This is a genomic window from Parafrankia colletiae (assembly GCF_001854655.1).
GTDB lineage: Bacteria > Actinomycetota > Actinomycetes > Frankiales > Frankiaceae > Parafrankia > Parafrankia colletiae.
On the sequence record NZ_MBLM01000130.1, the window covers coordinates 46030 to 72049 of the forward strand.

At 72.1% G+C, this 26020-nt stretch carries 19 protein-coding genes; 3 read left to right on the plus strand and 16 right to left on the minus strand.

The features are described 5' to 3' along the window. Positions 1 to 415: 415 nt before the first annotated feature. Both CC117_RS20890 and CC117_RS20895 read right to left on the minus strand, forming a co-directional pair. The gene (locus tag CC117_RS20890; RefSeq protein WP_071086712.1) at positions 416 to 2020 is read right to left on the minus strand and encodes a flavin monoamine oxidase family protein; all 1605 of its coding nucleotides are present in this window, start codon (positions 2018 to 2020) and stop codon (positions 416 to 418) included. 182 nt (positions 2021 to 2202) lie between these two features. Further along, positions 2203 to 2787: a lytic polysaccharide monooxygenase auxiliary activity family 9 protein gene (locus CC117_RS20895; RefSeq protein WP_071086714.1), complete on the minus strand. Its 585-nt coding sequence runs from the start codon at positions 2785 to 2787 to the stop codon at positions 2203 to 2205. Positions 2788 to 3032: 245 nt separating this feature from the next. Between CC117_RS20895 and CC117_RS20900 the strand changes: the two genes are divergently transcribed. Both CC117_RS20900 and CC117_RS20905 read left to right on the plus strand, forming a co-directional pair. Continuing rightward, a complete protein-coding gene (locus tag CC117_RS20900) occupies positions 3033 to 4037 on the plus strand; it encodes a ribonuclease BN (RefSeq protein WP_071086717.1) in 1005 nt (334 codons plus the stop codon). Between the two features lie 54 nt (positions 4038 to 4091). Then, positions 4092 to 4565: a PPOX class F420-dependent oxidoreductase gene (locus CC117_RS20905; protein ID WP_071086719.1), complete on the plus strand. Its 474-nt coding sequence runs from the start codon at positions 4092 to 4094 to the stop codon at positions 4563 to 4565. A gap of 4 nt (positions 4566 to 4569) precedes the next feature. Here CC117_RS20905 and CC117_RS20910 read toward each other — a convergent pair whose 3' ends face one another. From CC117_RS20910 to CC117_RS20970, 13 genes are all read right to left on the minus strand, one after another. Beyond that, on the minus strand, positions 4570 to 6384 hold the full coding sequence (locus tag CC117_RS20910; protein WP_241830292.1) for a PP2C family protein-serine/threonine phosphatase: 1815 nt from the start codon (positions 6382 to 6384) through the stop codon (positions 4570 to 4572). A 297-nt stretch (positions 6385 to 6681) separates the two neighbouring features. Then, positions 6682 to 7671 (minus strand): LLM class flavin-dependent oxidoreductase, encoded by a 990-nt coding sequence (locus CC117_RS20915; RefSeq protein ID WP_071086721.1) that lies wholly within the window; start codon positions 7669 to 7671, stop codon positions 6682 to 6684. Next, the gene (locus tag CC117_RS20920) at positions 7668 to 8363 is read right to left on the minus strand and encodes a VWA domain-containing protein (protein WP_071086723.1); all 696 of its coding nucleotides are present in this window, start codon (positions 8361 to 8363) and stop codon (positions 7668 to 7670) included. Before CC117_RS20920 ends, CC117_RS20915 begins: the two co-directional genes overlap by 4 nt. Positions 8364 to 8434: 71 nt before the next feature. After that, positions 8435 to 9517, minus strand: coding sequence for an LLM class flavin-dependent oxidoreductase (locus tag CC117_RS20925; protein WP_071086905.1), 1083 nt, complete (start codon positions 9515 to 9517; stop codon positions 8435 to 8437). Positions 9518 to 9567: 50 nt separating this feature from the next. After that, positions 9568 to 11478: an ABC transporter ATP-binding protein gene (locus CC117_RS20930; RefSeq protein WP_071086725.1), complete on the minus strand. Its 1911-nt coding sequence runs from the start codon at positions 11476 to 11478 to the stop codon at positions 9568 to 9570. Beyond that, the gene (locus CC117_RS20935) at positions 11471 to 13345 is read right to left on the minus strand and encodes an ABC transporter ATP-binding protein (protein WP_071086728.1); all 1875 of its coding nucleotides are present in this window, start codon (positions 13343 to 13345) and stop codon (positions 11471 to 11473) included. The genes CC117_RS20930 and CC117_RS20935 overlap by 8 nt, the downstream gene beginning before the upstream one ends. Continuing rightward, positions 13338 to 15053, minus strand: a complete 1716-nt coding sequence (locus CC117_RS20940; RefSeq protein ID WP_071086730.1) for a dipeptide ABC transporter ATP-binding protein — start codon at positions 15051 to 15053, stop codon at positions 13338 to 13340. The genes CC117_RS20935 and CC117_RS20940 overlap by 8 nt, the downstream gene beginning before the upstream one ends. Continuing rightward, positions 15050 to 16096, minus strand: coding sequence for an ABC transporter permease (locus tag CC117_RS20945; protein WP_241830293.1), 1047 nt, complete (start codon positions 16094 to 16096; stop codon positions 15050 to 15052). The genes CC117_RS20940 and CC117_RS20945 overlap by 4 nt, the downstream gene beginning before the upstream one ends. After that, positions 16096 to 17052, minus strand: a complete 957-nt coding sequence (locus CC117_RS20950) for an ABC transporter permease (RefSeq protein WP_071086732.1) — start codon at positions 17050 to 17052, stop codon at positions 16096 to 16098. The genes CC117_RS20945 and CC117_RS20950 overlap by 1 nt, the downstream gene beginning before the upstream one ends. 30 nt (positions 17053 to 17082) lie before the next feature. Beyond that, a complete protein-coding gene (locus CC117_RS20955; protein ID WP_071086734.1) occupies positions 17083 to 18747 on the minus strand; it encodes an ABC transporter substrate-binding protein in 1665 nt (554 codons plus the stop codon). Between the two features lie 54 nt (positions 18748 to 18801). Continuing rightward, positions 18802 to 20037, minus strand: coding sequence for an acyl-CoA dehydrogenase family protein (locus tag CC117_RS20960; RefSeq protein ID WP_241830294.1), 1236 nt, complete (start codon positions 20035 to 20037; stop codon positions 18802 to 18804). Further along, complete coding sequence (locus CC117_RS20965; RefSeq protein WP_084132501.1) at positions 20034 to 21335, minus strand: LLM class flavin-dependent oxidoreductase; 1302 nt, start codon at positions 21333 to 21335, stop codon at positions 20034 to 20036. The genes CC117_RS20960 and CC117_RS20965 overlap by 4 nt, the downstream gene beginning before the upstream one ends. Beyond that, entirely contained in the window at positions 21335 to 22504 is a 1170-nt protein-coding gene (locus CC117_RS20970; RefSeq protein WP_071086736.1) for an LLM class flavin-dependent oxidoreductase, read from the minus strand. Before CC117_RS20970 ends, CC117_RS20965 begins: the two co-directional genes overlap by 1 nt. Before the next feature lie 1063 nt (positions 22505 to 23567). Between CC117_RS20970 and CC117_RS20975 the strand changes: the two genes are divergently transcribed. After that, positions 23568 to 24569 carry an expansin EXLX1 family cellulose-binding protein gene (locus CC117_RS20975; RefSeq protein WP_071086739.1) on the plus strand — a complete coding sequence of 334 codons (1002 nt, stop codon included), beginning with the start codon at positions 23568 to 23570 and terminating at the stop codon, positions 24567 to 24569. 156 nt (positions 24570 to 24725) lie between these two features. Here the strand turns inward: CC117_RS20975 and CC117_RS20980 are convergent, their stop codons facing one another. Further along, the gene (locus tag CC117_RS20980) at positions 24726 to 25955 is read right to left on the minus strand and encodes an ABC transporter substrate-binding protein (protein WP_071086741.1); all 1230 of its coding nucleotides are present in this window, start codon (positions 25953 to 25955) and stop codon (positions 24726 to 24728) included. Positions 25956 to 26020 lie beyond the last annotated feature (65 nt).

Consider the following 26020-nt stretch of genomic DNA (forward strand, 5'->3'; position numbering starts at 1 on the left):
ATTACAGTGACTTTGATGGCCCGCGATGGCTTTGGTGGCCCGCATTTGTCGGATACGTGCGCTTCCACTGAGGGGCCGGGCCCCGAGCGGACCGACGCGTGGAGGCGGGCGGGCAGGCCGCGGACGTCCGGACTCCACGCACACTCGTCGTGCGTCCACGCCTGGCGGGTGGGTGGGTGGGTGGGTGGGGCCACTCGGGTGGCACGGTGGTCGGGGCCGCCTGGTTTCGGCCCCGACCACCAGCCGGACCGTGCGCTCAGGCAAGGTCCCAGCCGCGCCGGCGTAGACGACACCCGCGCCGATCCCGCCTCGGTGGGCGCGCGGTCTCGGTGCCTGGCGATGCGCGCCGCGGCGGGATGTCGACGTTCGGCCAGACGTTCGGCCAGACGTTCGGATCAGGGGGAACAGCGGAGCGTCAGCGGGAGCCCTGGGTGAGGGCGACCGAGTCGGGCACTCGGACGGCTTCGGGAACGGTGAGCGGGATGATGCCCTGGATCTGGCCGATCACGTAGTGGGCCGACATCATCGCGCCTTCCTGCCAGCCGGGCAGTGGGGAGCTCTGGTCGCCCAGCACGTAGAAGCGCCCGTCCCCCTCGGGCTGGAGAAGCTGCTTGTAGGCCACCATGTGCGCGGGGTCCCCCGAGTCCCAGCCGGCCCAGCCGCCGAGCTGGTATGGCACCTTCTGCCAGGCGACGGTGACGCCCTTCGCGGTGGGAACGACGCTCTCGTCGGCGAACCTCGGGTGCAGGTCCGCCGCACCGGCGCGCGCCTGCGCCAGGCGCTCCGACGGTGAGAGGTCGCCGAACTTCGCGGCCACGTCGGTGAAGTTGTAGGCGCCGGTGACGGTTCCCGTCGTGGAGAAGTAGTCGTTGCTGGGGTACCAGACCTGGGTGATCGGGTGGTTCGTCCAGCTGATCCCGCCGTAGATCTGGTCGGTGTCGTTCTCCCAGAAGCGCTCCTCGGCCTGCCAGCCGACCTTGCAGGTGTTCGCGAACTCGACGGCATTGATCGCGTCCTTGAACCCGGACGAGAAGTTCGCCGGAATTCCCCGGAGTACCGGCAGGGGAATACTGCTGACGCAGTAGTCGGCGACCAGCGTCCGTGATTCGCCGCCGCGCACGTGTTCGACGGCCACTCCCCCGTCTATCAGACGAATCTCGGTGACCTCGGAGTTCAGCTCGACAATGTCGCCGAACTTCTTGCTCAGTTCCCGTTCGAAGGCGGTCACGATCTGGTCCATGCCGCCGACCGGCTGGAACATCGTGGCCTGCCACAGATAGTCCACCGGCTGGTAGAAGCTGTGGCGCCAGAAACCCGATTCCAGCAGGTCCGACAGGGGGATCGGCGGTGCTGGGCGGGGGAAGTCGTGCACGTTGGGATCCTCGACGTACCCGGAGCGGGTTGAGCCTTCGTAGCTGTGGTCCTCTGCCAGCTGGCCGAAGACCCGCAGCAGATCCAGCAGCTCTCCGGTCACGGCGTCCCGTTGCACGAGGGTTTCGGCGAGCATGGCCGCGATGTGCCCGCGGGTGTCGTTGGCGACCTGCCGGTTCCGCCAGCGGACGACCCTGCCGTCGGCGAGATGAATGACGTTCGCCGTGGTTTCCTTGATGTACGGCTCGAGGGCGACGCCGAGCGCCTTGCAGTAGTCGAGTACCCGGCGGTGATGGTGCGGGATGCGGCCGGGGCCAAGGTTCAGGTAGAGCCCTTCGTCGAAGGAGCATTCGTGGGTGGTGACCGGCTCCCCGCTCGGCCCGAGCTCGCGGAGCACGTCGCCGTTGCGGGCCGTGCGGTTGCGGCCGCCGGCGCGGTCCGAGGCCTCCAGCACGGTGCACCGGTAGCCCAGCTTGCTGAGTTCGTAGGCCGCGGTGAGCCCGGCGACCCCGGCGCCGAGGATCGCGACGGTGGCACCCGCGCGGGGCGCCGGGGGCTGCTCGAACGAGCCCGACCAGCCTGTCGCTTCCGGCCCGCCCTGGCCGATCATCGCCTCGCGCAGTGCGTCGGCGGCGGTTCGCGCGGTCATGAGGGTCGTCCACGGTTGGCGTCGCGCATGCTTAACCACCTTTTCTTCTGTGGCGTGCGGATGTCGAATGTCTGGACTTCGACGTCCCGGAGCTGAGGTCTGGTCCGGTCCGCGGTCGCGGCCGGAAAGGCCCCGTCCCGGACCGAGACAGTCCGGGACGGGGCTCAGGTGTTACTCGGGGGTCACTCGGTGAAGTTCAGGTCGATGACCTGGTAGAAGGCCTTGGAGGTGTCGGCGACCTCCCAGACTCCGAGCAGTACGTGATATCCCTGCCGCTGCGGCAGCATGATGGTGTGCCGAGTCGGGTCCGCCGGTATGAGGTCGCCGGCCGACCAGTAGGGCTGCCCGCTGTTCTGGACCTGCTGGATGGGTTGCGACTCGAACTGGGCGCGGCTGAGCGGGGCCTTCGGGTCCCAGCCGTCCCGGGTGATGAAGTAGTTCCAGCGCCGTGTCTTGTGTGGGGCGTGGAAACCCCAGGTCACGGTGAGCTGCTGACCGGACTGGACGGAGTGCTTCTGCCAGTCGGATCCCGGTCTGTCCAGTTCGGCGGCGTAGTCCTGGCCGGCGCTGGCGATCTTCCCGTCGGCGGGCGGGGTGTCGTTGTAGACGTCGTCCGGCGCGTACGGGTCTTTCAGCCCGGACTGCGTCGCCGGGAAGAACTTCCCGGCTTCGAGGCCGGCGGACTGCCATTCCTCGAGATAAATGCTCGCACGGGAGGCGGGGTCGGAAACGAGGCCGTGGCGCGACGCCACTCTGCTCTGGGTCATAACGCAACGGTAGCGCCACACCTCCTGGTTTGCATTCCCGAAAAATGGGGGAGGCCCGCGACTTCGACGATGATTCTTTGAATCCGGGAGGTCGTTTGCGAACTTTTTCGGCGAAAACCCTGGACCGGGACTGTCGCGGCCGGATCGGGTCACCGAGCCGTTCCGGATCGGGCCATCGGCCGCACGCGGAGGTTTCGACGGCCCGGGTCCGCGCCATTCCCCGGTGCATCGGCGAGGATGGCCGGGTGCAGCGGCAGTCCGGAGGTGCCGCGCAGAGCGGTGGGGAGTGGCRCCGACCCGGCCGCGCGGCCGGGTTGGTTCGGCTCCTCGGACGCCTGTCCAGGCTGGTCGGTACCGGTTTCGGAGTGTTCCGCCGGCGGGTCCGCGGGTCCCTGAACGGGGATCTGGCGTCCAGGCTCCGCGCGGCGGACCTGATCAACGGGGCGATGAATCTCGCCGCGCTCATCCTGATGATGTTCTTTCCGTTCGTGATCGCACTGGCAGCGGCGTCCCCGCTGCGCAGCGGGGGCGCGGCGGACATCGTGATCAGGCGCATGGGGCTGAACCACGAGGCGGCGATGGCTGTCGAGCGGCTGTTCGCCCCGCGGGGCGGAACGGTCGTCACCGGCTGGTCGGTGGTGGGCGTGCTCTGGCTGGTGCTGGGTGGGGTGAGCCTGGCCACGGCCGTCCAGGTGGTGTACATGCGTGTCTTTCAGTTCCCGGCGCCCGGACTGCGTGGCCTTCCCAGCCAGATCGGCTGGCTGTGCGGGTTGATTGTCCTTCTGGCTGTTTCGACGGCGCTCGGCGCCGTCCTGACCGGCACCGTAGCCGGGCAGATCTGCTATGGCCTGATAGCCACCGTGATGCTCGCGTTTTTCCTGTGGGGCGGGGTCCGGGTGCTCACGATGGGCCGGCTGGGCTGGCGGGACGCCTGGCCGACGGCTCTTTTCACGACGATCGGGCTGACCGGTCTCGGTATCGTCAGCCGCTTCGCGTTCTCCACGTCGATCGTCTCGAACGAGCGCACCTACGGCTCGATCGGCGTGGTGTTCACGATTCTGTCCTGGCTGATCGGTTTCGGCGTGGTCATGATCGGCGGGGCGGTCGTCGGTGGCTGGTACATCGAGTCCGGGATATCGGTCATGGACGTCGTGCGCAGATCTTCCGGTACCGGGCGGTCCGGAGGCGCGGGTCGGGCCGGTCGTGGGGACAGCGCAGGTCACACGGATCAGCAGGCGCGGCGCCGGTGAGGCCGGGCCCGGCCTTCTGGCGCGACCGGCGGGGTTCACCACTAGCATCGGCTGGTGAGCCCCACCGCCGCACGTGATCTTGTCGTGGACCGAGCCGGCCTGATGGAGTTCATCCGGCCCCGCCATCACGGGATCCTCGTCACCAGCCGGCGGGATGGACGGCCGCAGGTCTCCCCGGTGGTCATGGGGGTCGACGCGGCCGACGACATCGTGGTCTCGACCTACCCGGAGCGGGCGAAGGCGCGCAACGCGCGCCGGGACGAACGGGCGTCCGTCTGTGTCCTCTCGGAGAGCTTCAACGGCGAATGGGTGCAGGTCGACGGCACGGTCACGGTCGTGGATCAGCCCGAGGCGGTCGAAGAGCTGGTCGAGTACTACCGCTGCATCAGCGGCGAGCACCCGGACTGGGACGAGTACCGCGAGGCGATGCGCAGGCAGGGCAAGGTGCTGCTGCGGCTACGGATCGACCGCTGGGGCCCGATCAGCCGCGGCGGCTTCCCGCCCCGCCTCCTCAACGGCGCGACCTGACCCGTCAGCGGACGTCCCGGCCCGTCAGCGCGATGCCGAGGATGCAGATGTCGTCCTCACGCTCGGCAGGACCTGCGATCTCGGCCAGCAGGACGTCGCACAGTCCGTCGAGGGTGGAACGGGGTGAGGTGGGCGTCCCCGTCAGGACCCCGACGAGCTCCGAGGCGAGTCCCGCCAGGGGCATGCCGGGGGGCGCGACGGATGCGGTGGCCAGCAGCGAGGGCAGGTCCAGGGCGTCCGCGTCCGAAGCGCCGCTGCCGTCGGCGCCCGGGCCGTTCCCGTTGAGATGTGCCGCGGCACCGTTGGTGAGGGCGGCGGTGCCGGGCAGTCGGGCGGCGGTGCCGGACAGTCGGGCGGCGCTGGCGGCGGCGAGCGCGGCGAGCCGGGTCGAGATGGAGACGCCGCGCTGCTCGACGAGGCCGTCGGTGTAGAGGAGCAGGCCCGGGCCGGTCAGGGTGAGGCTGCTCTGACCGTAGTGGTGGTCGGAGAGCACCCCGAGCATCGGGCCGTGGACGTCTGACAGGTACCGCGGGCCGCCGTCGCTGCCGGCGAGATGCAGGGGCGGCGGGTGGCCGGCGCACGACCAGGTGAACCGGGCGGTGGCGGGGTCGAGGTGGGCGATCACCGCGGTCGCCAGGATCTCGCTGCCGCTGCGTGCGAGGTTGGCGGAGAGCTGGGTGGTGATCGCCGCCGGGGACAGCCCGTGCAGGGCGTAGGCCCGGGCCGAGTGGCTGAGCTCGGCCATCAGTGCGGTGGCGCGCAGGCCGTGGCCGCCGACGTCCCCGATGGCCAGGGCCAGGGTCCCGTCCGGGAGGACGGTGGCGTCGTACCAGTCGCCGCCGATGCCGACGTCCCGGCCGGCCGGCAGGTAGCGGGCGGCGAGCTGGACGCCGTCCACGCGCGGCAGCTGCGGCGGGAGGATCGCCCGCTGCAGGGTCTCGACCATGCACATCTGGCGCTCGTACCGGCGGGCCCGCTCGACGGCGCGCCCGTAGGCGGCCGCGATGGCGAGGAGGAACGAGCGGCAGGGCCCCTCGAACTTCCTGGGGTCGGGCCAGGAGAGCAGCAGCACGCCGAGGGTGCGGCCGTCAACGGTGATCGGCATGCTGGCGGTCGCGTCGATGCCGAGCGTCGCGAAGACCTCGGCGCGGTCCGGGTAGTCGCCGAGGTAGGTGTCCTTCGTGTCGTCGAAGCGGGCCCGCCCGGTCCGCATGACCTCGACGGCGGCGGCCGGGCCGTAGCCGTCGGGGCCGGCCCACAGCCGGTCGACGATCGCTGGGCGGGGCCAGGCGAGCACCCGGGTCCGCACGCCGGTGCGGTCGGGGGCGGAGGCCGGGGCGGGGGCGACGGTGTCGGCGTCGCCGACGTCCCAGTCGTCCTCGAACAGCACCATTCCGACGAACGCGGCGCCGAGGCGGGCGATGCTGCGGAACGCGACCTGGGCCACCTCCTCCACGGTGAGCGCCGTGCTCAGGCCCTCGGTGAAGTCGAGCAGTTCCAGTGACTGGGCGAGCCGTGACATCGACCCGTGCTCCTCGCAGGCCGAGCTGTCCGCGGGTGCACCGACGTCCGCGGGTGCACCGCCGTCGGTGCGCGCCGACCCGTCGCTGGCCGCGCGCCGCACCGGTTCCCTACGCCCCGCCCGGCCGGGCACCGGCGTGCCCGTGGGCGCCGGTGCCGGCGGTGGCAGCAGCGGCGCCTCCGGCGCGAGCACGCCGGCCCTCGCGGGCGGGCCGGCCGCCACCGTGTCCGGTGCCGGCGTCCTGCTGTGGTGGCTGCGGCCATGGCGAGGGCGGTGGCTGCCTCCCGGCTGTTCCATGTACTGGACCTCTCCGTGCACCAGATCCCGCGGGCGGCCCGACGCGGCATGCGCGGGCACCCGCCTGGCGGGACACGCTCTGATCAGAACCTCCGCATGGACCGGGCGGCGCAGCCTGGCCACCCCCGGCACGCCTCCTGGCGCACCCCCGGCCGGGCTCTCCTACGGGGAACGAGCGGGCGGTCGGTGTGATGCCACCCGCCACAAGAAACTCGTCACTGGACGAGGTTGACTCAGACCTGACCGTGACGCTGCCCGGGCATGGGCCGCCAGGTCTGTATACGCACGAGTCTGGTCTCAGACCGGTGTCAGGCCGGCAGCGCGGGCGGTCAGCTCCACCGAGTGGAGGCGCTGGCTGATCGTCGGCGCCTGGTGGGCGACGATCAGCTCGTCGGCGTCGGCGTGGGTCGCGAAGCGGTCGAGATAGTCCCGGACCGTGTCCGGAGTTCCGACCGCGCTGTAGCGCATCATGTGGGTGATCTGCTGCCCCTGTGGCGAGGCGAGGACCTCGTCGGCCTCGTCGTCGCCGAAGGTCCGGCCGCCGCCGAGGAGCCAGCCGACCCGCTGGCGCTGCGTGGTCCGCAGCTGATCCTGCGCGTCGTCGTCCGTGTCGGCGGCGATGACGCTCACGCCGGCGATCACATACGGCTGGTCGAGCTGCTCCGAGGGCTGGAACAGCCGGCGGTAGAGAGCCACYGCGTCCTGCAGTGCGTTCGGCGCGAAATGGGAGGCGAAGCCGTAGGGCAGCCCGAGGTGCGCGGCGAGCCGGGCGCCGAACAGCGACGACCCGAGGATGTACAGCGGGACGTCCGTCCCCTTGCCGGGAGTGGYGTCGACGCCCGGGACGAGGGAGCGGCCGGTGAGGTAACCGCGCAGCTCCTGGACGTCCTGCGGGAACCGCTCGGCGGATCGGTCGTCACGCCGCAGGGCGCGCATGGTCTGCCCGTCGCTGCCGGGAGCCCGTCCGAGGCCGAGGTCGATCCGCCCGGGGTGCAGGGTGGCCAGGGTCCCGAACTGCTCGGCGATGGTGAGCGGCGAGTGGTTCGGCAGCATGACGCCGCCGGCGCCGAGCCGGATGCTGYTCGTGCTGGCCGCCACGTGCGCGATGAGCACGCTCGTCGCCGACGACGCGATCCGCGGCATGTTGTGGTGCTCGGCGTACCAGATGCGCCGGTAGCCGAGCGCCTCTGCGCGGCGTGCCAGCTCGACGCTGCCTTCCAGGCTCTGCCGAGCCGACTCCTGCGCCCCGATGACCGCGAGGTCGAGGATCGAGAGCGGAACGGTCACGGCTCGATCCTGATCAGCCCCGCGGCCCGGGCGTCGTCCAGCCACTGGGGGTACTCCTCCAGCAGCAGGTCGAAGAACTCCTCGTCGCTGATCGCCTCGACGTCGTCCGGCTCGACGAAGTGCGCGTTGTCGACGGGCCGGCCGCGCAGGTCGTCGAGGCGGCGCAGGAAGTCGAACGGGCCTTCGCCGACGCCGAGGAACTTGTAGAAGATGTTCCGCTGTGACGCTGTGACCAGCTCTTCCTTCGCAGCGGTCCGGCTGTCCGGCGCGCCGTCGGTGACGAAGAGGACGTACACCGGCAGCCCGTCGGCCGGGAAGTGCTCGCGGACGAGCCGCATCGCCGCGGCGTAGTCAGTCCGGCCCATCCGGCGGCCGGCCCGCAGCCGGTCCACTCCCCCGGCGTAGTCGTCCATGCGCAGTTCACCCGCGTGGACGGCCCCGGTGTCGAAGATGAAGACGTCGATCGCGCCGTCGTCGTCGAACTGCGTCGCCAGCGCGAGGGCCCGCTCGGCGAGCCGCTGGACGACCCCCTTGGTGTACAGCGCCCGCATCGATCCGCTGTGGTCAACACACAGCGCAACCTTGGCCTGCTCGCCGTCCAGGGCCTGTTTCGCCAGCCGGGAACGAGCGTCTTTCACCAGGCTGAGCAGGCCCGGCGCACTGGCCTCGATCTTCGCCATCGATATCGGCATGCGCCCACGCTATCGGRCACCACCGGGAGCACCAGGTCATCGGGGATGCAGGGGGCCGGATCTCGCGGGCGTCAGGAAGCGGCTGACGCCCAGCCGAGGTGTGGGGCGACGGTGGTGGCGATGTCCTCCAGCAGCCGCAGGTTCTCCCGCAGCCCGAATGCCGGCGGCAGGAACGCGATCAGTTCTTCGGCGAGCGGGACGCTCGGGTCCGCCAGCAGCTGGTCGACGACGGCGGACGGGTCCCCGTGGTGGACGGGGCTCATGGTGAACCTGGCGGGCGGGGCCGCCGCGGGCGCCAGCGCCCCGCGCGGGCGGGAGGCCGCCGGTCCCTGGGTGCGCCGTTCCTCGTCGTAGGACGCGTAGAGGCGGGCGAGCTCGGGCGATGTCGCGGGCAGCACGGACCGGGCCACGGCCACCCGTGCGGGGGACGTCCTCGGGACTGCGGCGTAGGCGGCGTGGTAGGCCTCGATCGCCCGGGCGAGCTCGGCCCCGTAGTCGTCGATCTGCCCGCTGAGGATGGTGCTGAGCAGCAGCCGCAGGCCCTGGCTCCCGACCCGCTCGGCGGAGGCCACCGATCCGCCGCCGTACCAGATCCGCGCCGCGAGGGTGGGGCTGGTCGGACGGACGACCAGCTCGGTGCCGGCGGCCACCAGCCCGGCCGGGTCGCTCACCACACCGACCCGCTCGCCGCGGATCCCGCGCAGGAATCCGGCGAGCCGCGCCTGGGACTGGTCGCGCCCGTCGTTCGGATCCTGGCCGAAGACGGCGTCGAAGCCGCCCTGCCCGGTTCCGAGGCCGATCTGCAGACGTCCGCCGCTGAGCAGGTCGGCGGTGCCGGCGGCCTCGGCGAGCAGCACCGGGTCCTCGTAGCGGACGCCGATGATGGCCGTGCCGAGGCCGATGCGCTCGGTGTGCTGCGCGACGGCGGCGTGGAAGACCAGTGGGGAGGCCAGGTAGTTGTCGAAGTGGCGCTGGTAGACCCAGCCGGTGTCGTAGCCGAGCTGCTCGGCGACGCGGAACAGCTCGATGCCGTCGCGCAGCGCCTCGGCCGCGTGCCCGGTCGGGAAGGCGATCCGGGCGTTGAAGCCGAGCTTCGGGCGCCGCGGCGCCGACGGTTCCGCGGCACCAGCACCGGCGCTGGCGCTGGCACTCACGCTCGCGCTCGCGCTGGCTCCGACGGTGGCGACGGGCTGGGCAGCGGCTGTCAAGGGGTGCTCCTGTCGTTCCGGACTGTGCTGGTCGGCCCGCGGCGTTCGTCGCAGCCGCGTGGCGCGGACTCGTCCCGGGGCGAGGGGACCGGACCACCCGCGAGGGTGTGACCGACCCAGACGGTGTGCAGCTCGGCGTACCGTCCGGGCCGCGCGACGAGCTCGCCGTGCGGGCCGTTCTGGACCACCTGGCCGTGATCGAAGACCAGGATGCGGTCGGCGTGCTCGGCGGTGACCATGCGGTGCGCGATCGAGACCGTCGTCCGTCCGACGGTGAGCGCACCGAGCGCGTGCTGGACGCGGACGTCGGTAGCCGGGTCGACCCCGCTGGTCGCCTCGTCGAGGACGAGCAGGTCGGGGTCGACCAGGGCGGTGCGGGCGAGCGCGACGAGCTGCCGCTCGCCCGCGGAGAGCCGTGCGCCGCGCACGCCGACGCGGGTGTCGAGGCCGTCCGCCAGCGTCTCGATCCAGGCGCGCAGGCCAAGCGAGTCGACGATCTCGTCGAGTGCCCGCGCGTCGCCGCGCACGCCGGCCAGGATGTTGTCGGCGATGCTGGCGTCGAACAGGAACGGGTCCTGCGGGACGATGGCGACCCGGCGCTGGAACGACAGGTCGGAGACCTGGCCGATCGGCACGCCGCCGAGCAGGACCCGGCCCTGGCGCGCCGCGAGCTGGCGGGTGAGCAGCCGGGCGAACGTGCTCTTCCCGGATCCGGTCTCACCCACGACGGCGACATGCTCGCCCGGGTCGATGCCGATGGTGAGGTCCCGCAGCGCGGGCGGGTTGTCGCCGTAGGCGACCGAGACGTCGTGCAGGTCGACGGCGATCGGGCCGGGCGGGAGCTCGCGGGCAGCCGGCCCGGCGACCACCCCCGACGGTGTCGCCAGCACCTCCATCGCGCGCCGCCAGCCGGCGACGGCGTTCTGAACCTCGCCGAGCATCTGGACGAGCTGTTGCAGCGGCCGGACGAAGAAGGTGACCAGCAGCAGCATCGCGACGAGCTCGCCGGCCGACAGGTGCAGCGCCGGCTCCCACCGGGCGTGGTCGGTCGACCAGCGGACGCCCGCGACGACGATGAACGCGGTGATGAACGAGATCGCCACCTCGCCCAGCGCTGTGTTGGTGTGCAGCGGTACGAGGGTGTGGCGCTGGGCGGCGGCCGTCTCCTCGACCGCGGCGTCCATGGCGGCGCGGCTGCGCCGTTCGGTGCCGGTCGAGCGGACGACGCCGATCCCGGTGACGGCCTCGCCGATCACCGACTGCATCGCCGAGACCCGCTCGCGCACGACGGTGAAGCGGCGCCCGACGACCGCCTGGATGCGGCGCATGACCACGAGCAGGAGCGTCGCCGCGGCGAGGGCGGGCAGCGCCAGCTGCCAGGAGTAGGCGGTGATGAGCAGCGCCGCGATGACCATCTGCGCGGCGTTGACCAGCAGCAGGACGCCCCCGTTCTGGACGAAGGTGGTGACCGCGTCGAGGTCGCTGGTGAGGCGGCTGACCAGGTCGGCACTGGGGAGCCGGCCGAACCGCTCGAACTGGATCTCGTGGATGCGGGCGACGCCGTCCGCGCGCAGCTGGGCGAGCGCGGTCTCGGTGCGCCGGAAGATCCGCCGGTTGAGCCACCAGGACGCCAGCGCCGCGAGGACGGTTCCCGCGGCGCCGATCCCGACGGCGCGCAGGACGACGTCCGCGGTGCCGGGGTGCGGGTGGAGCAGTCCGTGGTCGAGCGCGTACTGGACGGTGAGCGGCGTGACGATGCGCCCCGCACCGGCGACCAGCGCAAGCAGGGCGGTGAGCGTCAGTCCGCTGGTCAGGACAGGGGTGGTGGTGCGCAGCAGCCGCAGCAGCTCGCCCGCCCGCGCCGGGCCGAGGTCCGCGAGGCCCTCCCCCACGCCGCGCTCACTCATCGCCCGCGCCCTGGTGTCCGTAGGCGCGCAGGATCCGTCGGTAGTCGGGTTCGGCGGCCAGCAGTTCGGCGTGGGTGCCGACGGCGGCGATCCGACCGGCGCGCAGGAACGCGACCCGGTCGGCGACCAGGACGGAGCTGGGACGCCCGCCGACGATGAGCACCGACACCCGTCCCCGCAGCCGGGCGAGCGCGGCGAGGACGTCACGCTCGACGGCCGGGTCGAGTGCGGAGGTGGCGTCGTCGAGCAGCAGCGCGCCCGGCTCGCGCACCAGCGCCCGTGCCAGGCACAGCCGCTGCCGCTGGCCGCCGGAGAGCCGGGCGCCCCGCTCGCCGACGCGGGTGTCCAGACCGTCGGGCAGAGCGCGGACGACCTCGTCGGCGCCCGCGGCGCCGAGCGCGCTCCAGAGCTCGGCGTCCGTGTAGGCACGGTGCTCGCGGGGGTGCCCGTCCAGCTGGAGGTTCTCCCGCACGCTGCCGCTGAACAGCCAGGGTGTCTGCGAGACGATGCCGAGGTGCGCGGCGAGCTGCCCGCGGGCGAGCTCGGGGGCGGGTACTCCCCCGACCTCGACGACGCCGTCGGACGGGTCGGTCTGGCGGCCGAGCAGGTCGACGAGGGTGCTCTTGCCGGAGCCGGTCGCACCGACCAGCGCGACGATCTCCCCGGGTCGGATCTCCAGATCCGCGCCGGCCAGCAGGCGGGTCCCGCCGATCACCAGCCCGACGCCGCGGGCCCGCAGCCCCAGCCCGGCCGGGCCGGCGTTGCCGGCAACGGCCGTGCCAACGGCAACGGCAACGGCGCCGCCGCCGGCATCCTCGGCCAGCGCCCGGTCGCCGTAGGACGTTGTCTCGGCGGAGTCGAGGACGGCGGCGATCCGGGTCCGCCCGGCGGTGGAGACCGGCATCATGCCCAGGAAGCGGCTGATGACGTTGAGCGGAATGGAGATCGTGAGCAGCAGGTAGACGACCTCCACCAGCACCCCGACACTCATGTCGCCGGACTCGACCTGCCGTGCCCCGACGGCGAAGACGCTGAGCACCGCCGCGGTCGGCAGCAGCTCGATGACCGGGTCGAACGCCGAGCTGACGACGCCCATGGAGACGTTGGCGTCCCGCAGGCCGCGCGCGGCGGCGCCGACCCGTCCGCGCTCCCGGTCGGCGAGGCCGAGGGTCCGGACGACCTGGCCGCCCTCGATGCTCTCCAGTGCGAGCGCACCGAACCGGCCGCGGCTTTCCTGGGCGGCGCGTGCCCGGGGCCCGAGCAGGCGCTGGTAGAGCAGGTTGAGGCCGAAGACGGCCGCGACGAGTCCGAGACCGATCAGGCCGAGGACGGTGGCGTGCAGGAACATCTGAATGATCGCGACGATGAGCATCGTCGCCATTCCCAGCGCGAAATAGAAGAAGATCATCGGAAGCCACAGCGCGTCCACGTCCGCGACCGCGGTCGACAGCAGCTGCCCGGGCGGGTGCCGCCGGTGCCAGGCCAGGCTGAGGTCCAGGTAGCGGTGGACGACGGCCCGCCGGGCGTCCGCCTGCGAGCCGTGCTGCACGAGCCCGGTGGCGATACCCCGGACCATGATCGTCAACCAGCGCAGGGTGGAGACGCCGAGGATCGCCCCGGCCGCGATCCACCAGGTGGCGCGGCCGACATGGTTCCCCGCGAGGGCGGGGACGATCAGGTGATCGGTGGACCAGCCGATCGCGGCCGCACCGAAGATCATGGTGATGCCGTTGACGATTCCGGTGACGGTGGCGACCAGGGCCGGCGCCGGGTGGGCGAGGGACCCGTCCACCATGGTGCGCAGCCCTGGCCAGACCGTCGCCTCCCCCGGCCGGACGCGCAGGGCGCCCGCCGGCAGGTCAGACATCCAGCGGCACGCCGGCTCCAGCCGACAGGGCGGCGCTGCGCTGGCCGGGAATGGCCTCGATCAGCTCGCGCGTGTAGTCGCTCTCCGGCGAGCCGAAGACCTCCGCGACGGAACCCGACTCGACGGCCCGGCCGCGGTTGAGCACCGTGACGGTGTGCGAGATCTGCGCGACGACCGACAGGTCGTGGGAGATGAACAGGTAGCTGAGGCCGAGCCGTTCCTGGAGGTCCCGGAGCAGGGCGAGGATCTGCTCCTGCACGGAGACGTCCAGCGCGGAGACGGGCTCGTCGAGCAGCACCAGCTCGGGCTCCAGCGCGAGTGCCCGGGCGATCGCCACCCGCTGGCGCTGCCCACCGGAGAGCTCCGCGGGCAGCCGGTCGAGGTAGGAGGCGGGCAGTGCCACCTGGTCGAGGAGGGCGACGGCGCGGGCGCGCCGGGTGCGCCGGTCACCGATCCCGAACGCCACCAGCGGCTCGGTGATGCTGCGGCCGATCGTGAACCGCGGGTCGAGTGAGGCGAACGGGTTCTGGTGGACGAGCTGGATCTTGCGCCGCAGCGGGCGGGTCTCCCGCCAGCCCAGGTCCGTGATGTCGACGCCGTCGAGAAGCACACGCCCGCTCGTCGCCTTCTCCAGCCCCAGCGCGAGGCGCAGTGTCGTCGTCTTGCCGGATCCCGACTCGCCGACGAGCGCGTGGGTGCGCCCGCGGGCGACGTCCAGCGAGACGTCGTCGACCGCGAGGAACGACCCGGCCTGCCGCCCGGGCAGCGGGTAGCGCTTGGTGATGTTCTCCAGGCGGATCACCGGGTCGGGGGTGCTGACCCGCTCGGCGGGCACGACGAAGCGCGGCACGATCCGGCCGCCGTGTGCCAGCCCGGGGGCGGCGGCGATGAGGCGCCGGGTGTAGTCCTGCCTGGGACTGACCAGGATGTGCCGCGGGTTCCCCTGCTCGACGACCTCGCCGTTCTGCAGGACGATCACCCGGTCGCTGCGGTCGGACGCGACAGCCAGGTCGTGGGTGATGATCAGCAGCGAGATGCCCGTCTCCCGGACCAGGCCCTCCAGGTGGTCGAGGATGCGGCGCTGCACGGTGACGTCCAGCGCGCTGGTCGGCTCGTCGGCGATGATCAGCTGGGGCCGCCCGGCGAGGGCGATTGCGATGAGCACCCGCTGGCGCAGGCCGCCGGACAGCTCGTGCGGGTACTGGCGGGCCCGCAGCTCGGGGTCGTCGATGCCCGCCTGGGCGAGGAACTCCAGCACCTCGGCGCCGACCCGGTCGCCGCTCACGCCGCGCAGCCGGATCCCCTCGGCGACCTGCGGGCCGATGCGGCGGGTCGGGTTGAGGCCGACCATCGGGTCCTGCGGCACCAGGCTGATCACCCGGCCGCGCAGCCCCCGCAGGGTCCGCTCGCGCGCCCCGACCACCTCGACGGCGCGGTCCGGCCGGCCGACGCCGCCCGGGTCACCCAGGTCGCCCGGGTGGACGGTGACGCTGCCGCCGGTGACCCGGGCGTTGTCGGGCAGCAGCCCGATGAGGGTGTTGGCGATCGTCGACTTGCCGGAGCCGGATTCGCCGACCAGGGCGACGGTCTCGCCGCGGGCGACCGACAGAGTGACGCCACGGACGGCGGGGACGGTGCGCCGGCGCCGGACGTAGCCGACCTGCAGGTCCGCCACGGTCACCAGCGGGCCGGAGGCGGTGTCCGTCATCGCCCGCGCTCCTGGAGGGTCTTGGAGATGTGGTTGAGGCTGAGCACCGTCGCGGCGACGAAGAGCCCGGGCAGCAGCGAGACCCAGGGGGCGGTGACGAGGTAGTTGCGGCCGGCGGAGATGAGGGTGCCCCACTCCGCGGCCGGCGGTGCGGCGCCGAAGCCGAGGAAGCTCAGCGACGCGATGTAGATGATCGCGACACCGGTGTCGAGGACCGCGAGCACCGCGACCGGGCCCCAGGAGTTCGGCAGCACGTGGGTCAGCAGGACGCGCAGCCACGACGCGCCACCGGCGCGGGACGCCTCCACGTACGGGAGCGTCTTGATCCGCAGCACCTCCGCCCGGGTGATGCGTGCGAAGCCCGGCATGATGCCGACACCGACCGCGATCGCCACCGGCACCGTCCCGAAGCCGAGAGCTGTCACGATCGCCAGCGCCATCAGCAGCGCGGGGATGGCGAGCAGGACGTCCACGACCCGCATGAGCAGGGCGTCCACGAAGCCGCCGCAGAATCCGGAGAGCACCCCGAGCGCGAGCCCGACGATGACGGCGATCGCCAGCGCGATGAGCGCCGCCTTGATCGTCAGCGCCGAGCCGTAGAGCATGCGGGTCCACAGGTCGCGGCCGATCTCGTCGGTGCCGAACAGATGGTCGAAGCTCGGTGAGACCAGCCGGTCGGCCGGCGCGGTGTCGAAGGGGCCGCGCGAGGTGAACAGGCCCGGAGCGAACGCGGTGACGGCGACGAACACGATGAACAGCACCGCGAGGACGAAGCCGGGCTTGCTCCCGAGGGTGCGCAGCGAGGCGACGAGGCCGGCCCGGCGGCCACCCGGCTCGGTGTCGTCGACCAGCTCCTCGCCGGGGATCGCGGAGATCGCGGCGAGGCCGGACGTCCCGGGGGCCTCGGTACCACCGGTGGTACCGAGGCCCCCGGGGCCGGCGCTTGTGGCCGCCGCCGGCCCGGCGGCCGGCGGACCGACGTCCACCGGCCCGGCGCTCGTCGGCTGGAGGTTCTTCGGCTCGGTGCTCACCGAGAGGGCCATCAGGCGACCGCCTTCCGCTGACCGTGGACGATGCGTGGGTCGAGCAGCGGGTAGAGCAGGTCGACCACGAGGTTGACGAAGACGAAGATCGCCGCGGCGATCGTGACGATCGCCAGGACCACCGGGACGTCCTGGGCGAGGACGGACTCCTGGGCGAGCTTGCCGATGCCGTTGCGGGAGAACACCGTCTCGGCGACGATCGCGCTGGTGACGGTCAGGCCGACGAGGATGCCCAGGATCGTCATCGCCGGCAGGAGCGCGTTGCGGAAGCCGTGGTGCCACTGCACCGCCGCGCGGGAGAGCCCCTTCGCCCGGGCCGTCGCCACGTAGGGCTGGCTGAGCGTGTCGTCGAAGCTGCGCATCAGCACCTGCGCCAGCTGGGACGCCGCCAGGATCGCGATGGTGATCGCCGGCATCACCAGCGACTTCCAGCCGTACGTGCCGGTGGCCGGCAGCAGGCCGAGGTTGAACGAGAGGAACTGGATCAGCAGCAGCCCGATGAAGAACTGCGGGAAGGAGGCCCCGAACGACGGCAGCCGGGTGAGGAACAGCCGGGCCGGCCGCCACCGCACGTAGGAGGCCAGGTAGGCCAGCGCCGTCCCGCCCAGCAGCGCGAGGACGCCGGCGGTGACGGTCAGGGTGAGCGTGGGGCCCAGCCGCTCGCCGAGCAGCGCGGTGACCGGCTCCTGCTTGGCGATCGACTCGCCGAGATCGCCGCGCAGGAAGCCCCACAGGTCCGAGAAGTACTGCTCCAGGATCGGGCGGTCGAGCCCGTACCTGGCCATCGCGGTGTGCAGTTCCGCGGGGGAGAGTTTGTCGGTCTCGATCCCCGCCGCCCCCAGCTGCAGCGCGACGGGATCGCTCGGGAGCAGGTAGAGGACCACGAAGGTCACGGTGTAGGCGGCCCAGAGGACGCCGAGTGCCTGCGCGAACCGACCGAGGATGTACCGCGTCATCGTGCTTCTCTTCTCTCCCCCGCGGCCCGGCTACTGCTTCCAGATGTCGTTGAGCTTCAGGAAGCTCTCGGACGTGAAGGCGAAGCCATGCACGCTCTTGCTGAGCCCGGCGAACTGCACCCGCTCGAACCACGGGAAGACGACGCCCTGGTCGATGAGCAGGCTCTGCAGGTCGGCGTAGGCCGACTCGCGCTGGGCGTCATCGGTGGTCTCGCGGGCGTCGGCGAACAGCTTCTTGATCTGTGCCGTGGTCTCGGGCGACGAGGCGTTGGTCGCCAGCGCCTTGGAGTTGGCGTAGTCGGGGTCGAGGATGAACTGCAGCGCCCCCGGCTCGGCGCGGGTGAAGTAGCTGGAGGTCAGGTCGTAGTTGCCGTTCTTGAGCACCGCCGGGAGCTCGGCCCCGGTGACAACCTCGATCTTCAGCTCGATGCCGGCTTCCTTGAGCTGGTCCTGGATCAGCTCGGCGCCGGGCCCGAACTGGGTGGTGGTGGGCAGGACGAGGGTGAGCTTCTTGCCGTCCTTGAAGCGGTAGCCGCCCTCGCCGAGCTTCCAGCCGGCCTCGTCGAGGAGCTTGCCCGCCCCCGCCACGTCGTGGCGCAGCTTGTCGGTCTGCGGGGCGAAGAACGGCGTGGTGCTGTCGAAGGCGCCGGCGACGACCGGGTAGTCCGCGCCGTAGATCGTCTTCGCGTAGGTCTCCAGGTCGAAGGCCTTGTAGAGGGCCTTGCGGATGTTGAGGTCCGCCAGCGGCCGGCCGGCCGTCGTGTTCGGGTAGAAGGCGGCGGCCACACCGGGCAGCGGCCGGGATTCGACGACGCCGTTCGACTTCGTGATCAGCTCACGGTCCTCGACGGTGAACGGGTTACGCGGCCAGGCGATGTCGATCGCCCCGCTGACCAGGTTGCCGGTGCGGACGCTGTCCTCGGCGACGTAGGAGAACTCGACCGAGTCGAGGTGCGCCTCACCGGTGTTCTCCGACAGCGCCGAGCCCCAGGCGTAGCCCGGGCGCTTCTTGAGCGTGGTCAGCTCGTTGGGCTTGTAGCTCTCCAGGGTGAACGGCCCGGAGCCGAAGTACTGCCCGAGGCAGCGCTCCTTGCTGGTCTTCTTGTACGAGTCCGGCGAGATGATCGCCAGGTTGGTCGTCGAGCTCGCCTGCAGGAACGACGAGTTCGGCGCCGAGAAGACGACCTTGACCGTGCTCGGGTCGACGACCTCGGTGTGGTCGAGGCCGAGGATGTAGCTGGCGCCGTAGGTGGCGCCGCCGGTCTCCTTCACGACGGCCTGGGCGCCGTCGAAGTTCGCCTTCACCGCGGCGGCGTCCAGCGGGGTGCCGTCGCTGAACGTGACACCGTCGCGCAGGTGGAAGGTGTACTCCTTGCCGTCGGGGCTGATCTCCCACTTCTCGGCGAGCCAGGGCTTGATCTCCCCGGTCTTCGGGTCCTGGTCGGTCAGGGAGTCGGCCACGTTGCGGATCACCGTGCGGTGCTCGATCCAGTACGTCTGGAACGGGTCGAGGCAGGTGAAGGACGGATTGTCCGGCCAGAAGGCGATCTTGAGGGTTCCGCCGGCGACCGGCTCCCCTCCTGCGGCGGCCGTGCCGCCCTCCCCGTCGGAGGAGCCGCACGCAGTCAGGCCCAGCGCTGCCGTAACGGCCAGGGCTGTCGCGGCAATGCCGCGCCGGGACAAGCGTCTCGTCATCGAATCCGTTCTTTCTTGTGCTCTCGTATGGAAAGGACGCCAGTGCCTGGACGGCTACTGGCCGAGCAGCCGGCGGCCGGCCGCCAGCAGGGCGACGTCCTCCTGCGGCGGGTGGACCCGCACGCACAGGACGTCACGGAGGAGACGCTCGAAGGGCAGGTGCCGGGTCAGGCCCGGGTTGCCCAACGCGGCGACGGCGGCGTTGACCGCCGCGATCACCGAACGCGCGATCTGGACCTTCAACAGCGACAGCTGCGGAAGATGGGTGGTGTCGCCGGCCTCGATCCGCAGCAGCGCGCCGAACAGGAGCGTCTCGGCCTGTGCGATCTGCGCGTCGATCTCGCCGGCGACGGCCTGGATCCGCTCGGTCGTCGCGATCGGGCGTCCCAGCGCGGTGGGCACCCGGTCGAGGGCATACCGCACGAACGCGCTGCGGGCGGCCCGGGCGACGCCGATGTAGAGCGCCGGGTGACCGAAGCTGCCGGCCGACGCCGCCGCCGCCGGGTCCCGGTACACGCCGTCCGGCCCGCGCGGGATCTCGACGAACGCGTCGGCCGGCAGCTCGACGTCGGTGTACTCGACGTCGTGGGTGTTGGACGCCCGCAGGCCCAGGTGATCCCAGGTGTCGATCCAGGTGATGCCGGGCAGGTCACCCGGGACGATCAGGTGCCCGACCCGGGGCCGCTGCGGGTCACCGTCCGGCTCGTCGGCGACCGCCCAGACCACGTGGAAGGCCAGCGCGGTGCCGCCGGTGGCGTACGCCTTGCGGCCGCTCAGCACCCAGCCGTCCGCGGTGCGCCGCGCGGTGGTCTTCGGCAGGCCGCCGCGGGCGGGGGCGCCCAGCTCCGGCTCGGCCCGGACGGCGTTCGCCAGCGCCGGCCCGTCGAGCCCGCGGCGCAGGTAGTCGGCGTAGTAGGCCTCCGGCCAGTGCGCCGCGGCGGCCTGACCCAGGTGGGTCATCAGGTTGTTGGCCGCGAGCAGCCCGACCGAGGCATCGCCCTCGCCGAGGGCCATCAGGATGCGCGCGGTGTCGATCTGCCCGAGGCCCGGCCCGCCGTAGCGGGAGGCGACCGTCGCGGTCAGCAGCCCGGCCCGATGGGCGGCCTGCAGCCCGAGGACGGGAATCTCACCCGTGCGGTCGTACTCGGGTGCCACCGCGGCGATCTCCGCCGTGACGGCGGCCAGCGCCTCCGGCGACAGGTCCGGCACCGGCAGCGCGGGAAACGCCCGGCCGGCACCCGCCAGCCCGCCGCCGCCGCCGGGGGCACGCTCCCCCACCACGGCGGTCATCGGGCGCCTGCGGCCGCGGCCAGGTCGAACCCGGGCGCGAGCGCGCCGGGATGCTCGTCCTGCAGGGTGCCGCGCCGCCCGGTCGCCGCGCGGTGCGCGAGCTCCTGGCGGACCAGCGGCAGGATGTAGCGGCCGTAGTCGATGGCGTCGGCGAGGGTGTCGTAGCCCCGGATCGACACCAGGCTGGCGCCCTGGTCGACATAGTCGAGGATCGCCGCGGCCACCGTCTCCGGGCTGCCGACCAGCGCTGTCGACGCGCCCGCCCCGCCCGTCGCGGCCGCGGTGCGGGTCCACAGAGCGCGGTCGTACACCTCCGAGCGGGCGGCGAAGTCCAGCGCCCGCTGCGACCCGACGTTCTGCGGCGTGGCCACCTGGTACCTCTTGTGGAACACGCCCGCGTTGTAGGTCCGCTCGATCCTCGCCACGTACTCGTGGGCCTTCTCCCAGGCCAGCTTGTCGGTCTGCGCGATGATCGGCCGGAAGGTCACCCAGATGCGCGGCCGGTCGGTCCGCCCGGCCGCCGCGGCGATGCCGTTCACCCGGTCGATCTCCGCGCGCAGGTCGGAGAGTGGCTCGCCCCAGAAGCTGAAGATGTCGGCCTTGGCCCCGCCGACCTGGAACGCCGCCTCCGACTGCCCGCCGATCGAGACGGGGATGCTCTGGCCGTACGGCGCGAAGCCGGGCCCGAACTCGTCGAACCGGTAGAACTCGCCCTGGTGGCTGAACGGCTCGGTCTCCGTCCAGGCCCGGCGGAGCAGGTCGATGTACTCCGAGGTGCGGTCGTAGCGGCGGTCCTTCGGCAGGTAGTCGCCCTGGCGGGCCTGCTCGGCGTCGTTGCCGCCAGAAATGATGTGGACGACGGCCCGGCCCTCGGTGAGCTGGTCCAGCGTCGCGAGCTGCTGCGCGGCCACCAGTGGGAAGGCGGTGTTGGGCCGCAGCGCCACGATCGGCCGCAGCCGCTCGGTGAGCTGGCCGACCGCCGAGGCGACGACGAACGAGTCGGCGCTGCTCGAGCCGTAGGGCAGCAGGGTGTAGTCGTAGCCGGAGTCCTCCAGCCAGCGCACGTACCGGCGGAAGTACTGCAGGTCGATGCCACGGCTGGGCACCGGGTTGAGCTCCGTCGACGGGTTGAGGTGCGACAGGCTGATGAACTCGACCTGCGGCGACGCCGTCTGCGGGAGCGCCGCGCCTCCGGTGGCCGCCGGCGAGCCGTTCGCGTCGTTCGCGCCGTTCGCGCCGTTCGCGCCGTTCGCGCCGTTCGCGCCGGCGGAACCGTTCGTGGTGTGGGCGTCGGTCATCACGCCACCGTCCCGGCGGCCGCCGCGGCGAGTGCGGGGGCGCGGTCGTAACCGGCGTCCGCGGGGACGATCTCCCCGCTCCGCCCGGTCGCCTCGCGGTGCGCGAGCTCCTGGCGAACCAGCGGGATGATGTCGCGGGTGTAGTCGAGCGCGTCGTTGAAGTTGTCGTAGCCGCGGATGGAGATCAGCTCCGCCCCGAGGTCGACGTAGTCGAGAATCGCCGCGGCCACCGTCTCCGGAGTGCCGACCAGCGCGGTCGACGCACCCGTCGCGTTCGTCGCGACCGCCGGCGCGGTCCACAGCGCACGGTCGTGCAGCTCGCCGGCGCGGGCCGCCGCCAGCAGGCGTTGCGATCCGACGTTCGGTGGTGGTGCGTCCAGCCCCGCCCGGAACACAGTGGCCGCCGTGCTGGTGCTGCGCAGCACACCGAGGATGCGGGCCGCCTTCTCCCAGGCCAGCTCCTCGGTGGCGGCGATGATCGGCCGGAACGTCACCCAGATCCGCGGGGTGTCGGTGCGCCCGGCCAGGCGCGCCTGCTCGGCCACCGCGTCGATCTGCTGCTTCGTCTCCTTCAGCGGCTCGCCCCACAGCCCGAAGATGTCGCCGAGGGCACCACCGACCCGGTATGCCTCCGCGGAGGAGCCACCGACGGACACCGGGATCGTCCCGTTGGTCGGGCGGACCACCGAGACGAAGTCCTCGAACGAGTAGTAGGTACCCGAGTGGTCGAACGGCGCCGTCGAGCTCCACACCTTGCGCAGGATCTCGATGTACTCCGCCTGCCGGGCGTAGCGCTCGCTCTTGCCCAGCCGGTCGCCCTCGCGGGCCTGCTCGTGATCGCTGCCGCCGGCGATGAAGTGCACGACGACCCGGCCGCCGCTGAGCTGGTCGATCGTCGCCAGCTGCTTGGCGGCCACAGTCGGGTACATCGTGTTCGGCCGCAGCGCGATGATCGGCTTGATCCGCTCGGTGAACTGGGTGAGGGCCGCGGCGACCGTGAACGGGTCGTGCCCCGCCGAGAAGTACGGGACCAGCGTGTAGTCGAAGCCGCCCTCGTCGAGCAGCCGGGAGTACCGCCTCAGGTAGGACGGATCCAGGCCGCTCTGTCGCAGCTGGTTCAGCTCGTTGGACGGATTGACGTTGATGGCGCTGATGAACTCGACGGTCACGAGGTACCTCCACGGGGCGGGACAGCTGTCCGCACCGAGACGAACGGCCAAGGCGAAACGGCCAGAAGACGAAGAGCCGGCCAGCTGGCCGGGCTCTGCCAGGTGGTCAGGCCCGGGTGGTCAGGTCCGGGCCCGGTCCGGTCGACCGGACATGCGGAAACGGCCTCCGCCCGCGCGGGACGCCGGCCGCGGCGACGCGGAATCCGCGCATCGGGGCAGGACGTCCCCGCACGGCCAGGCCGCCGGGGTCAGGGAACGGCCGGGTGGGAGGGCTGATCGGGTCGAAGTGTGATCAGGTCAGAAGCGGCTGACACGGGCGCCGGACCCGGCGAGCCCGGTCCGGATCACCCTGTGGAGGCGCGCACAGGGGCCCCGCCCGTCCGGCAAGGAAGGCCCGGCGGGGCGGATAGGTGGCTGATCGGAGTGATCGGCTGATCTGGGCGACGCAGGCGACGGCCCCGCGCGGCTCGAACGGCTCGCGGGACACCGGACCGCCGGAGATCACCGGCAGCAGTGCGGAGCGGGCGGCCGGAGCCGGCGGGCGGGCAGGCCGATCAGCAGGGGCGACAGCAGGCGGACGTGAGAAGCCCGAAATCGACGAAACGGCGTCGGGTCAGCACCCGCCCGGGGCCCGACAGGCTCGCCGGACGACGGGCGCCGCCGCGTGCCCGACGCGGCCCGCGCACTTCCCCCCCTGGGCTCCCTGACATGTTCATCAGAATGGTGGGAAATACCGGCGCTGTCCAGTTCTGCACCCCGATCGGACCGATAAGAAATCCTGATAGATCACCGCTTACCCGCAGGCAGCACGCCCCGAGCCGCCCTCCCACCCGCTTCCGCGCCGCATGGTTCCCGCACTCGCCATCCGCCCGCAGGTCACTTTGTCCCACTACGGAGAATTCACGCCCATCAATTGATCACACGCTGATGCACAACGCGTCCACAGGTTCACCTGCAGTGCTCGACCGAGCATCGGTGGTGGCGCTATCGTTGCCGCCGCGGGAGGGGTCCCAGCGCGTCGAGCCGGCTCGGCTCCACGCTCCGGTCGCGGAGGTCTCTCCTCATGCCGCCCTTTCGAGGCGCCGCCACCACACGTTCCCACCGTCGGCGCATCCTGCCCTGCGTGGCGATGACCGCGGCAGCCGCTGCCGTCATCACCGGCTGCCTGCCCTCCGCAGGCGGGGCGTCCGGGGGTTCGGGAGCCCCGCCCACCAGAGCGGCGACGGCCGCTCCCACGGCGACACCGACCGGCGGCCCGGGTTCGCCGGGGACGCAGCCGACCGGGCCGGGCACCACGCCGACGTCCGGTACGAGCAGCCCGRCCACCTCACCGGCGGGGCACCCGGCGACCCGGCCGCCGGCAACACCGGGTGGCGTGCCGGTGACCACCCCGGCCGACCCGCGGACCACCTCGCCCGCCACACCGCCGTCCGCGACGCTCGTGCCCGTGGCTCCGGGCCGGATCCGGCCGGGGGTCGTCTACCACGGCCCGGCGACGCACTACGGCGCCACCGGCGGCGGCAACTGCATGTTCGACCCGCTGAGCGACCCGGCCATGCCGGTCGTGGCGATGAACGAGACCGACTACGAGACCGCCCGCGCCTGCGGGGCGTACATCGAGGTCACCGGGCCCGGCGGCAGCACCGTCGTCCGGGTGACCGACCGGTGCCCCGAATGCCCGCCAGGGCACGTCGACCTGAGCGAGCCGGCGTTCGCCCGGATCGCCGGTGGCGTGCCGGGGCGGGTCGACGTCACCTGGCGCCTGGTCAGCCCGGCGAACATCGGAGCCGTCCAGTACCGGGTGAAGGAGGGCTCGTCGGCGTACTGGCTCGCCCTGCAGGTCCGCCAGCACCGCAACCCGATCGCCTCGCTGGAGGTGCAGGCCAACGGGGTGTGGCAGCCGCTGCAACGCGAGATGTGGAACTACTTCGTCGCACCCCAGGGGCTCGGGCCCGGGCCGTTCACCGTGCGGATCACCGACATCCACGGTGAGCGGCTCGTCCACACCGTCGCTCTGTCGCCGGGTGTCACGCAGCAGCTCACCGGCCAGTTCGCGCAGCGCTGACGGCGCGCCGCCGCCGGTTCGAGGCCGCCCGCGCGCCTTGCGGGGCCGCCGGGTGGGGGCATCCGTCCCCACCCGGCGGCCGTGCTGCCCACAGCCGACCCGCTCGCGCCCGGTGCGCGCGGCCAGGCTCCCGGCCGCCGGGCACGCCACGGGCTGCTACGAGGCCGTCGTCAGTTCCTTGCCCGTCCCGAACTCGCGCAGTGTGCCGTCCCACTCGACCTCACCGTCGCGCACATGCACGGTGGTGTAGGCAGGGTTGTAGATGGCGGCATACGGCAGCCCGCTCTTCACCGTGAAGTCGATCGGCGGGGTCAGCCCACCGGTGTCCACCTCGCTCAGCTTCCGGATCCCCGCCAGGACCGATGCCCTGTCGACGGTCGGGATCGACGACGCCACCTGCGCGAAGATCTGGACGCCGAGCCAGCTGTTCAGGCTGAGCTCGTCCACCTTTCCGTCGGGTTCGTAGGCCGCCATGTCCTCGTTGAACTGCTTGCCGAACGCGCTGGACGTGTCCCACGCCGGCGGGAGGACCAGGCCGACCGTGAGCGGGCCCCCGGCCCCCATGCCTTCGAGCTGATCCTTCTCGAAACCGGCGCCGGCGAAGGCGACGGTGCCGTCATAGCCGGTCGCCCGCAACGCCTTGACGGCCACGCTGGTCTGGGCGGCGAAGGTCAGCCACACGACGGCGTCCGGCTTGTCGCGGGTCACCTGCTGGGCCGGAGCGCTGAGATCCGCGGTGGACGGCGCGAGCTGGACGTTGTTGACGACCTCGATCCCGGCCTCGCGGAAGACGTCACCGACGGTCTTGCGGATCACGTCGGCGGTGGGGATGTCCAGGGTCACGAGGCCCACCCGCCTGGCGCCGCTGGCCACGACGTCCTGCGCCAGGCCGTGGAAGCCGACGACGACCGCACCGTTGACGTTGAAGGCGAGCGGGTTGGTGAGGTCGAAGCCGGACACCGGGTACTGCCCGATGATCGGCATCTGCGCGGCCTCGATCTGGCTCCGGGTGGCGTCGTGGTAGTTGTCCGACGCGCCGGCGATCGCGACGATCTCCCGGTCGGCGAGGATCTCGCGGAAGCAGTTCGCCGAGTCCGTGCCGTTCTGGTGGTTGTCGCAGAGCCTGAGGTCCAGGGGACGCCCGTCGATCCCCCCGTTGGCGTTGATGGCGCGGACGGCCGCCCGGGCCCCGGAGGCGTACTCGGGGTTGCTGCTCACCCCGCCACTCAGCCCCCCGATCGCGGCGATCCTGATCGGGTTCCCGGTCAGGCCGCCGCTTAAGTCGGCGCTCTCGTCGTCGCCACCACCGCACGCGGCGAGCACCGCGGTGAGCGACACCACCGTCGCCACCGCGGTCGCCAGTGGCCTGGCGATTCTCCCCAGCATTTCCAGCCCCCTCCTTGTGGACGAGTTACAACAGGACACGAACGTTGGCCGTTGGCAGAGAAAGT